Below are 12,527 nucleotides of genomic sequence, written 5' to 3' on the forward strand. Positions count from 1 at the left end.
CCCTTCCGGCGCCCCCGCGAAGGCGGGGGCCTCCGGCGGCGCGCTCTTCAGGCGGCGAGCGGGGTTTCAAAAGGTCCCCGCCTGCGCGGGGACTCCGATGGGACGAAGCGCAGTCACAGATCCTGCACGTCGACGATGCCCGGAATGGCCTTCACCGCCTGGCGGAAGGCGGCGTTGATGGCGTAGGCGCCGGGGAGCGTCAGGTCGATCTCGCCCTCCGGCCGGCCGGTCAGGCGGATTTCGACGCGCCCCCTGCCCTTCTTGCCGTGGCCTTCGAAGACTTTGGACAGCGGCCCGAGCGGCTGCTCGTCGCGCAGCCAGATCACCATGCCGTCGGCGGCCTGCGCCGCCTCCTCCTCCAACGGACGGCAGGAGGTCGCGGTGAGGCGGATCTCAGCCTCCGCGTCGTCGCCGCGCTTCTGCACGTCGACGGTCATCAGCAAGGGCTCGCCGCTCTCCAGCATCTCACGCGCGCCGGCCAGCACCTCCTGGAACAGCGTCACCTCATACTGGCCGCTGGCGTCCGACATCTGCACGAAGGCCATCTTCGAGCCGCGCGAGGTGGTCATCATCCGTTTGCCGCCCACGATGCCGGCGAGCTTCACCCCCTTGGCGGTGCGCACGCGGCCGGCCGCGACATCCGCGTAGGGCACGATCCCGAGCCTCCGGCAGGCGTTGGCGTAACTCTCCAAGGGGTGGGCGGAGAGGTAGAAGCCGATCGCGTCGAACTCGTTCGACAGCCGCTCCGTCGGCGGCCAGTCGGGCCGATCGGGCAAGCCGGGGCGGTTCAACGTGTCAGGCGCGTCGCCGAAGAGGCTCACCTGATCGCTGTTCTTGTCGGCCTGCGCGGCCTGGCCGTGGCGGACCACCTGCTCCAGCCCGTCGAACAGGCGCCGGCGGTTCGACTCCAGCTGATCGAAGGCCCCGGCCTTCACCAGGTTCTCCATCAGGCGCTTGTTGAGCGTGCGGGCGTCCACCCGCTCGGCGAAGTCGAACGGATCCTTGAAGGGGCCGCCCGATCGCCGCTCGGCGACCACGGACTGCATGGCGCCGGAGCCGACATTCTTCAGCGCCGCCAACGCGTAGCGAACCTTACGGGCGCCGTCCGCGTCCTTCTCCACGGAGAAGACCACGTCGGATCGGTTCACGTCCGGGGCCAGCAATTCGATGTCGAGCCGGTCCATCTCCGAGCGGAAGACGTTCAGCTTGTCGGTGTTGTGCATGTCCAGCGTCATGGACGCGGCCATGAACTCGACCGGGTAGTTCGCCTTCAGCCAGGCCGTGTGATAGGCGACGAGCGCGTAGGCCGCCGCATGGCTCTTGTTGAAGCCGTAGCCGGCGAACGCGTTGATCGTGTCGAAGATCTGGTTCGCCTGGGCGGCGTCGACGCCGGAATGCTCCTTGGCGCCGTCGACGAAGATCGCGCGCTGCTTGTCCATCTCCGCCTGGATCTTCTTGCCCATCGCGCGGCGCAGCAGGTCGGCCCCGCCGAGCGTGAAGCCCGCCAGCTCCTGCGCCATCTGCATCACCTGCTCCTGATAGATCGGGATGCCGAAGGTCTCTTCCAGGCAGGGCTTGAGCTTCTCGTGCGGGTAGACGGGCTCCTCCTGCCCGTGCTTGCGCTTGATGTAGGTGGGGATATTCTCCATCGGGCCCGGGCGGTAGAGGGCCACGACGGCGATCAGATCCTCGAACCGGTCGGGCTTCAGGTTCTTCAGCACGTCGCGCATGCCGGACGATTCCAGCTGGAAGACGCCGACTGTGTTGCCCTTGCACAGCATCTCGAAGGTGCGCGCGTCGGCCAGCGGGATTTGGGTTACGTCCAGCGGCTCGTCTCGATCCTCGCGTTTGTCGATCAACTCCTTCGCCCGCGCGATGACGGTCAGCGTCTTCAGGCCCAGGAAGTCGAACTTCACCAGGCCCGCATCCTCGACATACTTCATGTTGAACTGCGTGACCGGCATGTCGGAGCGCGGGTCGCGGTAGAGCGCCACCAGCTCGTCCAGCGGCCGGTCGCCGATCACCACGCCGGCGGCGTGGGTCGAGGCGTGGCGGTAAAGCCCCTCCAGCTTGCGCGCGACGCCGACCAGCTTCTCGACCGCCGGCTCGTTTTCGATCTCGGCCTGGAGCAGCGGCTCCCCCTCGATCGCCTGGTCCAGCGTCACCGGATTGGCCGGGTTGTTCGGCACCATCTTGCAGATGCGGTCGACCTGGCCGTAGGGCATCTGCATGACGCGGCCGACGTCGCGCAGCACGGCTCTGGCCTGCAGCTTTCCGAAGGTGATGATCTGGGCGACCTTGTCGCGGCCGTACTCCTCTTGGACGTAGCGGATCACCTCGTCCCGCCGGTCCTGACAGAAGTCGATGTCGAAGTCCGGCATGCTGACGCGCTCGGGGTTCAGGAACCGCTCGAACAGCAGGCCGAAGCGCAGCGGATCCAGATCCGTGATCGTCAGCGCCCAGGCTACGACCGAGCCCGCGCCCGATCCGCGGCCCGGCCCGACCGGGATGTCGCGCGCCTTCGCCCACTGGATGAAGTCGGCGACGATCAGGAAATAGCCGGGGAAGCCCATCTGCTGGATGACGCCCAGCTCGTAGGCGAGGCGCGCGCGATAGGGCTCGGCCGCCGCCTCCCGCGCCGCCTCATCCTGATCCTCGGTCCAGACCTGGGTCTCCAGCCGGTGCTTCAGCCCCTCCTCCGCCAGGTCTTTCAGCGCCTCGGCCTCTGTCCGGCCCTCCAGCTTGGTGTAGACCGGCAGCAGCGGTTTGATCTTCTCCGGCGCGATCGCGCAGCGCTTGGCGATCACAAGCGTATTGTCGCAGGCCTCCGGCAGGTCGGCGAACAGCGCGCGCATCTCGGCCGGGCTCTTGAAGTAATGCTCCGGCGTCAGGCGCCGGCGCTCCTGATCGGCGATGTAGGCGCCCTCCGCGATGCAGATCAGCGCGTCGTGCGCCTCATGCATCTCGCGCGTCGGGAAGAAGCAGTCGTTGGTGGCGACCAGCGGCACGTCATGCGCGTAGGCGAGGTCGAGGAAGCCCGGCTCCGTCTTTTCCTCCGCCACCAGCCCGTGGCGCATGATCTCCATATAAAGCCGGTCGCCGAAGATCTCTTGCAGGCGCTTCAGATAGGCTTCCGCCGCCTCCATCTGGCTTTCCAGCAGCAGCCGGCCGATCGGCCCCTGCGGCCCGCCGGTGAAGGCGATCAGCCCGGCGTTGAGCTCGGCCAGATCGTCGAGGGAGATTTGCGCCTCCTCCCCCGCCTCCGGCTCCATATAGGCGCGCGAGAGCAGCTTCATCAGGCTGCGATAGCCCGCCTCGTCCTTCGCCAGCACGACGATCGGGTCCGGCGCCGGCGCCTGGCCCATTTTGTTGGGCGAGCGATCCTCCCGTCGGACCGCGATCTGCGCGCCCACGATCGGCTGCACGCCCGCCGCCGCCGCCGCGCCCGCGAACTCCAGCGCCCCGAAGACGTTGGAGGTGTCGGTGACCGCCACCGCCGGCATCTCGTGCCCGGCGGCGAGCTTCACCAGATCCTTGACCCGGATCGCCCCCTCCGCCAGCGAATAGGCGGAATGGACGCGCAAATGAATGAAATCGGCGTGTGACATAGCTCGCATGATAATCGAGTCGCCCCGCCCGTCATCCGCCGCGCCTGGGGATAAGGACGGATTCTTGGGGATAATGCGGGACCGCGGATGCGCCGGACCCCCTCCATGCCCGTCGTCCCGGCCAAAGAGCCGGGACAACCGGAGCCTGAGCGTCGCACGGACACCGGTTGGCCGGGCTCAAGGCCGGGCGTACGGAGAGCCCCACGATCAGCGCGTGGGGCGCCCCGCCCTACCCCTCAAACCCCGTCACCGTTCCCTCGCGGAAGGTCAGCACTCGGTCCATGCGGCGCGCCAGCGTCAGATTGTGGGTGGCGATGAGGGCGGCCATGCCTTCCTCGCGGACGAGCTGGACGAGGAGGTCGAAGACCGTCTCGCTGGTGGTCGGGTCGAGGTTGCCGGTCGGCTCGTCCGCCAGCAGCAGCGCGGGGCGGTTGACCACGGCGCGCGCGATGGCGACGCGCTGCTGTTCGCCGCCGGACAGGCGCGCCGGCCGGTGGCTCATCCGCGGGCCGAGGCCGACGCGCTCGAGCAGCCGCGCGGCCTCCTGCCGGGCCGCGCGCTTGGCCTTCCCGGCGATCATCTGCGGCAGGGTGACGTTCTCCAGCGCCGAGAATTCGGGCAGCAGGTGATGGAACTGGTAGACGAAGCCGACCCGGCTGCGGCGCAGCAGCGTGCGCTGTCGGTCGGTGAGCCGGTTGCATCCCTCCCCCTGCAGCGCGACGTCGCCGCCGTCCGGGCGCTCCAGCAGGCCGGCGACGTGGAGCAGCGTCGACTTGCCCGCGCCCGACGGGGCGACCAGGCCGACGAGTTCGCCCCGCCCGACCGACAGCGACGCGCCGTTCAGAACGGTCAGGCCGCCGGCGGCGGTCTTGTAGGTGCGCTCGACCGCCTGCAGCTCGAGCGTCGGGGCGCCGGGGGCCGCGTCACTCATAGCGCAGCACCTCCACCGGATCGAGGCGCGCGGCCCGCCAGGCGGGGTAGATCGAGGCCAAGAGGCTCAAGGTCAGCGCCATGGCGACGACGGCGATCACCTCGCCCGTCTCGACCCGCGCGGGCAGCTTGGAGAGGAAGTAGATCTCGGCGGCGAAGAGGTTCGCGCCCGACAGCCCCTCGATCCACTGCCGGATGGTCTCGATGTTGAGGGCGAAGCTGATCCCCAGCAGCGCGCCGAGGCCCGTGCCGATGACGCCGACGGAACTGCCGGTGATGAAGAAGATGCGCAGGATCGTCGCCCGGCTCGCCCCCATCGTGCGCAGTATGGCGATGCCGCGGCCCTTGTCCTTCACCAGCATGATCTGGCTGGAGATCACGTTGAAGGCGGCGACCAGGATGATCAGCGTCAGGATCAGGAACATGACGTTGCGCTCGACCTGCAAGGCGTTGAAGAAGCTGGCGTTGACGCGCTGCCAGTCGAGCACGCGGTAGTCGCGGCCGAGCAGGTTCTGGATCTCGGCGGCGCGCACGTCCGCGCGTTCGGCGTTCTCCACCATGATTTCGATCTGGGTCGCCGCGCCTTCGCGGTTGAAATAGCGCTGGGCCAGCGGAAACGGCATGTAGACGTACGAATTGTCGTATTCATACATGCCGACATTGAAGATGGCGGCGACGTCGAACGCCTTGACCCGCGGGATCGTCCCGAAAGCGGTGACCGAGCCTTTCGGCGCGATCAGCGTCAGCTTGTCGCCGACGCCGACGCCCAGCCGGTTCGCCATCCGGATCCCGATGATGACGCCCTGGCCGTCGTCGAAACCGCCAAGGGAGCCTTGACTCAACGCGTCGCGCAAAATGTCCCGGGCCGCAAAGTCCTCTCCGCGCAGCCCGCGAACCAGCGCCCCGCCGGCGGTATCGCCCCGACCGGTCGCCATTACCTGGCCCTCGACGAGCGGCGTCACCTGAACGACGCCCGGCAGTTCGCGCAGGCGATCTGCGGTCTGATCGAAGGCGTCGAGGGATTGGCTGTAGCTGGTGACGGTGATGTGGCCGTTGAGGCCGATCACCCGCTCCAGCAAATCGTGCCGGAAGCCGTTCATCACCGCCATGACGATGATCAGCGTCGCCACGCCAAGCATGATGCCGAGGAGCGAGAACCACGCGACGACGGAGATGAAGCCCTCCTGCCGCTTGGCGCGCAGATAGCGGAAGGCGACGAAGCGCTCGAAGGATCCGAACATGGGCGGGCTGGTCGCTCCTCAATGCAAGCGGCGGGCGCGAACGCGCGCCGTCCGACGATATAGGGGCGCGCGCGGGCGGACTGTAGGGGCCGCGCCGCAGTGCGGCAAGAAAAGCTAACGCGCAAGCCGCGCGCGACAGGCGGCGGCGAGCGCTGCGGCCTGCGGATCGCTCAGCGCCTCCCCGTCGAGCGTCGGCGCCCCCGTCTGCAGGTCCACCGCGACCCGGCCGAGCGAGACCGACGCGCTCTCGAACGACGTCTCAAACCGCGGATCGCCGGCGAAAACCAGCGGGTTGAGGGCGAGATCGAAGGCGATCTCAGTGTCGATCAACCGCTCGCCGAGGCCGGTCGAGTCAGGAAGCTCCGCCGGCGCCACGGCCTTTCCTCGCACATCGACGCCGGGCTGGTAGGCGACGTCCGCGCCGGGCTGATACGCGACGAGGCGTCGGCACTCGGCCGCCGACACCCGGATCCGCACTTCGTCGGGCTTCACGCGAGCCCGCGGCGCCCCTTCCGATATCTCGCCCTCATTGGTGAAGGGGTTGTGATCCTGGCCTAGGGCCGGGGATGCGAGCGCCGTAAAGAGAAGAAAGAGCCCGAGCGCCGTCCCCCTTGCGATGTCATCCCGGCCGCAGCGCAGCGCAGAGCCGGGATCCCGACGCCTGGGCGCGCCGAGCGAGATCCCGGTTCGGCCTGACGGCCGACCGGGACGACAGCCCGCCGCTCTGCCGTACGCCCAGAGGCGCCGGCGAACGCGGGGGGCTTGCAGGGAACCTCTGTCAGGGGGTGCTTGACGGCTCGTTCGCATAGCCCGCAGCCTAGCAAGACCGGCGCCGGTTACGCAGCCTCCGCGAACTTCCAAGCGCCGGCGCGGAACCGGGCTATCTGATCGGGCGTGCGCAGCACATGCACCGCCTTGCCGCGGTCGCGCGCGGTCTCGACCAACAACGCCATCCGCTCGCGATGGCGGCGATGGATGTCCAGAATCATGCGGTAAAAGGCCGGCGCGGCCGCGATCAAGGAACAACCGGCGGGCGCGTTCGCATCGCGTCCGAGAGCGGATTTCATCAATCGCTTCGTGCCCCACCAAAGGTGGAGGCGGAGCGGCAGGTCGATCCACAGCACGGTGTCGGCGTACTGAAAGCGCCGTTCAACCGACGGCCAGGGGCCGATGCCGTCGATCACCCAGCTTCTCTCCGTCAGCCAGGCGTCGTGGCGGGCTTCGAAATCTTCGTTCAAGGTCCAGCCCGGCAGCCACTGGATCATGTCGACCGCGTGATAAGGCGCGCCCAGATCCGCCGCGATCCGCCTAGACAGCGTCGACTTGCCCCCGCCCGCATTGCCGATGACCGCCACCCGTCGCATCGCGACCCTTCTTAAGACGCTGCGCGAAACCCAACCGTCAACCGGCGGGCGCGCATGGTATTTCCCCGCTTCTAGCAAGCAAGGGCGGCCGCGCACAAGCGCCGACCGCCCTTGCAAGGTATCCGGATTCGCCCCGGGCGGAAGCGGCTTTCGCCGCACCCGTCCGGCTGCCGGCGGATCAGCCGGGCAGCTTGCCCTGGACGCCTTCGACGTACCAATCCATGGACAACAGTTCTTCGTCGGCCATGTACTCGCCTTCCGGGATGCGCACCGTCCCGGACTGATCTTTGACCGGGCCGTCGAAGCTGTGGCGCTCGCCGCTGGTGATGGCGGCGACCGCTTCCTGGGCGTCCTTGACCGCCTCGGCGGGCAGATTGGCGTTGTAGTCGGCCATCTTCACCATGCCGCTGTCGAAGCCGCCCCAGGTGTCGCCGGTGGCCCACGAGCCGTCGAGGGCCATGCCCACGCGCTCGATGTAGTAGGGCGCCCAATCGTCGATCACCGCCGTCATGTGAGCCGTGGGGCCGAAGCGGCTCATGTCGGAGGCTTGGCCGACCGCCTTCACGCCGCGCTCCTCGGCGACCTGGATCGGCGCAGGGCTGTCAGTGTGCTGCAACAGCACGTCCGCGCCCTGGTCGACGAGCGCCTTGGCGGCGTCGGCCTCCTTGCCGGGATCGTACCAGCTGTTCACCCAGACGACGCGGACCTGAAGGTCCGGATTGATGCGCCGCGCCGCGACGGTGAAGGCGCCGATGCCGCGCACCACCTCGGGAATCGGGAACGACGCGATGTAGCCGATGGTGTTCGTCTTGGTGACGTGCGCGGCCAGGATGCCGGAGATCGTGCGGCCCTGATAGAAACGCCCGGCGTAGGTCGCCAGGTTGTCGGCGCGCTTGTAGCCCGTCGCATGCTCGAACAACACGTTCGGGTGGCGCTTGGCGACCTTCAGGGTCGGGTTCATGAAGCCGAAGGAAGTGGTGAAGACCATGCCGTGGCCCGTCGCCGCCAGCTGATTGATCACCCGCTCGGCGTCGGCGCCTTCCGAGACGTTCTCGACGAAGCTGGTCTCGACCTTGTCGCCGTAGGCCTCCTCGACGGCGAGGCGGCCGCGGTCGTGCTGATAGCTCCAGCCGTGATCGCCGATCGGGCCGACATAGACGAAGCCGACCTTCAGCGGATCGGCCGCGCGCGCGACGAACGGCGCGCTGAGGGCGGCGGTCCCGACCGCGCCGGCGGCGAGGGCGGATTGGGTGAAACGACGACGCGTGATGCGCATGATTGTTGCTCCTCTGATGTCCTAGAAAGACGATCGACCGTCTGCGTTCTTCCAACCCGCGAGGTCGTATTTTTTGAATCGGGCGGGAGAATAGTCCCTCACCCGCCCGGATGGAACACCTTCCCGATCGAGGCCGGCGCGTTGAGCCGAATGCGCGCCGCGTCCCGGCTGATCAGCACCAGCACCAGGATGGTCGCGAGATAGGGCAGCATCGACATGAACTGGCTGGGCGCCGTCACGCCGGCCGACTGGGCGTGCAGCTGCGCGATGGTCACGCCGCCGAAGAGATAGGCGCCCAGCAGCACGCGCCCCGGCCGCCAGGTCGCAAAGACGACCAGCGCGAGCGCGATCCAGCCGCGCCCGGCGGTCATGTTCTCCGCCCAAAGCGGCGTATAGGCGAGCGAGAGATAGGCCCCGCCGATCCCGGACATCGCGCCGCCGAACAGCACGGCCAACCAGCGCACCCGCAGCACGGAATGGCCGAGGCGATGGGCGGCGGCCGGGTTCTCGCCAACCGCCTTCAGAACCAAACCCCCGCGGGTTCGCGACAGGAACCAGGCCACGCCCCCGGTGGCGGCGAGGGAGAGATAGACCAGCGCGTCCTGGCCGAAGAACAGCGGGCCGATGATCGGCAGGTCGCTCAATCCGGGGATGTCGAGGCGCGGCAGCCGCTCCAGCGGCGTGCCGACGAAATCCTGCCCGATCAACGAGCTGAGGCCGATCCCGAACAGCGTCAGCGCCAAGCCGGTCGCCACCTGATTGGCCAGCAGGTTGAGGGTCAGCAGCGCGAACAGCGCGGACATCACAGCGCCCGCCGCCGCCGCGGCCGGCACGCCTAGGACGGACGATCCTGTAAGCGCCGTGACCGCGAACCCGACCACCGCCCCGACCAGCATCGTCCCCTCGACGCCGAGATTGAGGACGCCCGACTTCTCCGTGATCAACTCCCCGAGCGCGGCGAACAGCAGGGGCGTGGCGGCGGCGACGATCGATAGCGCGATCAACGAGAGGATTTCCATGCAGGCGTCCCTTTCCCGGCCGCGCTCAGCCGACCGCCGCAGGCGAAACGCGCCGCAGCCGGTAATGGGTCAGAAAGTCGCTCGCAAGCAGGAAGAACAGCAGCATCCCCTGGAAGACGCCGGTGACCGCCAAGGGCAGACCGAGCTCGATTTGCGCCTGCTCCCCGCCCAGATAACTGAGCGCCATCAGAAGCGCCGCCAAGAGCACGCCCAGCGGATGGAGCCGCCCCAGGAAAGCGACGATGATCGCGGTGAACCCGTAGCCCGGCGAAATGCTCGGCTGCAACTGACCGATCGGACCCGCGACCTCGATCGCGCCCGCCAGACCGGCGAGACCGCCCGAGAGCAGCAGCGTAAACCAGATGGCGCGCGCCTGGCTGAAGCCGGCGTAGCCCGCCGCGATCGGCGTCAGCCCGACGACCTTGATCTGGAAGCCGATCAACGTTCGCGCGACGATCACCCAGCCGACCGCGACGGCGGCCAGCGCCATCGGGGCGCCGAGATGCAGGCGCGTGCCCTCCAGGATCACGGGCAGCAGCGCTTCGTCGTTGAAGAGGCGCGATTCGGGGAAATTGAAGCCGTCGGGATCCTTCCACGGCCCGGTGACGAGATAGCTGAGAAGCAGCGTCGCCACATAGGTCAGCATCAGGCTGGTCAGGATTTCGTTGGCGTTGAAGCGCGTGCAAAGGAAGGCCGGGATCGCCGCGTAGGCGAGGCCGCCGGCCGCGCCGCCCGCCATCATCAGCGGCAGCAGCCACCACCCTTCGTCGCCGTAGAAGGCGAGCGCCAGACCGCCTGCGCAGATCGCGCCGAGGGTCAATTGTCCCTCCGCCCCGATGTTCCAGACATTGCCGCGAAAGCCGAGCGCCAGACCGATGCCGATCATCGCCAGCGGCGTCGCCTTCACCGCCAATTCGCCGACGCCGTAGAGCGTCGTCAGGGGCGAGATGAAGTAGGCTTTCAGCGCCGCCGACGGATCGAATCCCAGCGCGGCGAACATAACCGCCCCCGCCATAACCGTCAGCAACACGGCGAGGGGCGGCGTCGCCAACATCATGGCGCGGCTGGGGGTCGGACGGCGCTCCAGTCGGACGCCGAACAGCGCCTCACCCGCCATGACGGACGTCTCCGCTCTCGCTCGGCGCGCCGCCGCCCTCGGCGATCGCCGCGTCGAACAGGCCGCCCATCATCAGGCCGACCTCTTCGGCCGTGACCTCGTGCGCGGGCCTGCTTTCCGACAGCCGCCCGGCGCAGATCACCGCCACGCGATCGGACAGCGTGAAGAGCTCGTCCAGATCCTGACTGACGACGATCACCCCCGCCCCGTTCGAAGCCAATTCGATCAGCGCCTGATGGATCGCCGCGGCCGCGCCGGCGTCGACGCCCCAGGTCGGATGGGCGGCGATGAGCAGCTTGGGCTTCTGCAGGATCTCGCGCCCGATGATGAATTTCTGGAGGTTCCCGCCGGACAGGCTGCGCGCGGCCGCGTGGGCGCCGGGCGCGGCGACGGCGAAGGTCTTCACAACATGCTCCGCCTTCTCGCGGCTGCCGGTGAAGGAGACCAGCCCGCGGCGAACCAGCGACCATCGCCGCCAGCCCGACAGCAGCGCATTGTCGGACAGCGACAGGTCGGCGACCGCGCCGTGGCCGAGACGATCCTCCGGCACGAAATTGATCCCGCGATCGCGCCGGGCGCGCGCGCCCTCGAGGCCGATGGCCGCCCCCTCGAAGACCACGGCGTCGGCGCGCGGGGCCAATTGCTCGCCGCTGAGCGCCCCCAGCAGCGTGTTCTGGCCGTTGCCCGCCACGCCGGCGATCCCCAGAATCTCCCCGCGCCTCACGGACAGACGGACATCGTGCAACGGCGTGCCCAACGGATTGGCGGCCTTCATGGAAAGGCCTTCGACGCGCAGAAGCGCCTCCTTTTCCTCCGCCTCGCCCGCTTCGGCGCGGCGGGTCGGACTCACCTCCTCGCCGATCATCAATCGAGCCAGCGTCTGAGCGGTCTCCTGGCGGGGATCGCAACTGGCGACGACTTTGCCGCCGCGCAGGATCGTCGCGGCGCCGCACAGCCGGCGAATCTCGTCCAACTTATGACTGATATAGAGGATCGTGCGCCCCTCGCTCGCCAGACGCCGCAGGGTCTCGAACAGCTGATCGGCCTCCTGCGGGGTCAGGACCGACGTCGGCTCGTCCATTATCAGCAGCGTCGGATCCTGCAGCAGGCAGCGGACGATCTCGACGCGCTGGCGCTCCCCGACCGACAGGTCGAAGACGCGCGCGTCCGGGTCGAGTGCGAGGCCGTAGCGCTTCGAGACGTCCGCGATGCGCGCGGCCAGCGCCGCCATGCCGCCCGCGCTCTTTGCGGTCACCCGGGGCGACAGGCCGAGCGCCACGTTCTCCGTCACCGTCAGCGTCTCGAACAGCGAGAAATGCTGGAAGACCATACCGATGCCGAGCGCGCGCGCCGCCGACGGGCCGTCGACGGAGACCGTCTCGCCGTTCCAGCGGATTTCGCCGGCGTCGGCTTTCACCACGCCGTAGACGATCTGAACCAAGGTGGACTTGCCGGCGCCGTTTTCGCCCAGAAGGGCGTGGATTTCGCCAGGCTGCAGGGTGAGGTCGACCGAATCGTTCGCCAGTACGCCGGGATAGCGTTTGCTGATCCCGCGGAGTTCAAGCCGCGCGGGCGCGTCCGTCTGTTCCCTCGCCTCGCTCATGCCGTTCCCGTGGGTTGCATCCCGTTGCGACGGCCCTTCCCCCCGAGCCGTCCCCCGATGTCACGTCCCGGTCATACATGACCCGCGCCCGGCTTTCCAAGGAATCTCGCAGGCGCGAAGGCCGCGGGGTCACGGCGCTTACTTATGTTGCATTGCAGCGCCTATTTTTTGGGCAAAAAAGCCGTGACGCGGCGGTATCGATCCTTTATTAATACCGCCCGTCGATAGAACGCGGGCGGTTAACCGTCCCGGCAGCGCCGCGCACAAGCGGGGGCGGCGCTTCTCCGAAGCAGGAGACGACGATCACGCCTCAACGAAGGCGGCCCAAGTTTAGGGAGGGCGTCCTCGCCCCGACCGCATCGCAAAAGC

At 68.3% G+C, this 12,527-nt stretch carries 9 protein-coding genes; all 9 read right to left on the reverse strand.

Annotated elements, in window-relative coordinates; all coding sequences use genetic code 11:
* Positions 1-113: 113 nt before the first annotated feature.
* Positions 114-3,608, reverse strand: coding sequence for a DNA polymerase III subunit alpha (gene dnaE, locus RIB45_RS01275; RefSeq protein ID WP_350048016.1), 3,495 nt, complete (start codon positions 3,606-3,608; stop codon positions 114-116).
* Positions 3,609-3,837: 229 nt separating this feature from the next.
* Positions 3,838-4,539, reverse strand: coding sequence for an ABC transporter ATP-binding protein (locus RIB45_RS01280; RefSeq protein ID WP_350047950.1), 702 nt, complete (start codon positions 4,537-4,539; stop codon positions 3,838-3,840).
* A complete protein-coding gene (locus RIB45_RS01285) occupies positions 4,532-5,779 on the reverse strand; it encodes a lipoprotein-releasing ABC transporter permease subunit (RefSeq protein WP_350047952.1) in 1,248 nt (415 codons plus the stop codon). Before RIB45_RS01285 ends, RIB45_RS01280 begins: the two co-directional genes overlap by 8 nt.
* A 114-nt stretch (positions 5,780-5,893) precedes the next feature.
* Positions 5,894-6,271, reverse strand: coding sequence for a hypothetical protein (locus RIB45_RS01290; RefSeq protein ID WP_350047954.1), 378 nt, complete (start codon positions 6,269-6,271; stop codon positions 5,894-5,896).
* A 344-nt stretch (positions 6,272-6,615) separates the two neighbouring features.
* A complete protein-coding gene (locus RIB45_RS01295) occupies positions 6,616-7,143 on the reverse strand; it encodes a P-loop NTPase family protein (protein ID WP_350047956.1) in 528 nt (175 codons plus the stop codon).
* Between the two features lie 178 nt (positions 7,144-7,321).
* Entirely contained in the window at positions 7,322-8,419 is a 1,098-nt protein-coding gene (locus RIB45_RS01300) for a BMP family ABC transporter substrate-binding protein (protein ID WP_350047958.1), read from the reverse strand.
* Positions 8,420-8,517: 98 nt separating this feature from the next.
* Positions 8,518-9,438, reverse strand: coding sequence for an ABC transporter permease (locus RIB45_RS01305; RefSeq protein ID WP_350047960.1), 921 nt, complete (start codon positions 9,436-9,438; stop codon positions 8,518-8,520).
* A gap of 25 nt (positions 9,439-9,463) precedes the next feature.
* A complete protein-coding gene (locus RIB45_RS01310; RefSeq protein WP_350047962.1) occupies positions 9,464-10,555 on the reverse strand; it encodes an ABC transporter permease in 1,092 nt (363 codons plus the stop codon).
* A complete protein-coding gene (locus RIB45_RS01315) occupies positions 10,545-12,158 on the reverse strand; it encodes an ABC transporter ATP-binding protein (RefSeq protein WP_350047964.1) in 1,614 nt (537 codons plus the stop codon). Before RIB45_RS01315 ends, RIB45_RS01310 begins: the two co-directional genes overlap by 11 nt.
* Positions 12,159-12,527: the final 369 nt, after the last annotated feature.

Origin of the sequence: Marivibrio sp. (genome assembly GCF_040218065.1) — a bacterium.
GTDB lineage: Bacteria > Pseudomonadota > Alphaproteobacteria > UBA8366 > Aestuariispiraceae > Marivibrio.

Excerpts from the sequence above, each read along its gene's own strand:
- RIB45_RS01285 (WP_350047952.1), bottom strand. The coding sequence starts at position 5,779 with ATGTTCGGATCCTTCGAGCGCTTCGTCGCCTTCCGCTATCTGCGCGCC.
- RIB45_RS01305 (WP_350047960.1), bottom strand. The coding sequence starts at position 9,438 with ATGGAAATCCTCTCGTTGATCGCGCTATCGATCGTCGCCGCCGCCACG.
- RIB45_RS01295 (WP_350047956.1), bottom strand. The coding sequence starts at position 7,143 with ATGCGACGGGTGGCGGTCATCGGCAATGCGGGCGGGGGCAAGTCGACG.
- RIB45_RS01315 (WP_350047964.1), bottom strand. The coding sequence starts at position 12,158 with ATGAGCGAGGCGAGGGAACAGACGGACGCGCCCGCGCGGCTTGAACTC.
- RIB45_RS01310 (WP_350047962.1), bottom strand. The coding sequence starts at position 10,555 with ATGGCGGGTGAGGCGCTGTTCGGCGTCCGACTGGAGCGCCGTCCGACC.
- dnaE (WP_350048016.1), bottom strand. The coding sequence starts at position 3,608 with ATGTCACACGCCGATTTCATTCATTTGCGCGTCCATTCCGCCTATTCG.
- RIB45_RS01300 (WP_350047958.1), bottom strand. The coding sequence starts at position 8,419 with ATGCGCATCACGCGTCGTCGTTTCACCCAATCCGCCCTCGCCGCCGGC.
- RIB45_RS01280 (WP_350047950.1), bottom strand. The coding sequence starts at position 4,539 with ATGAGTGACGCGGCCCCCGGCGCCCCGACGCTCGAGCTGCAGGCGGTC.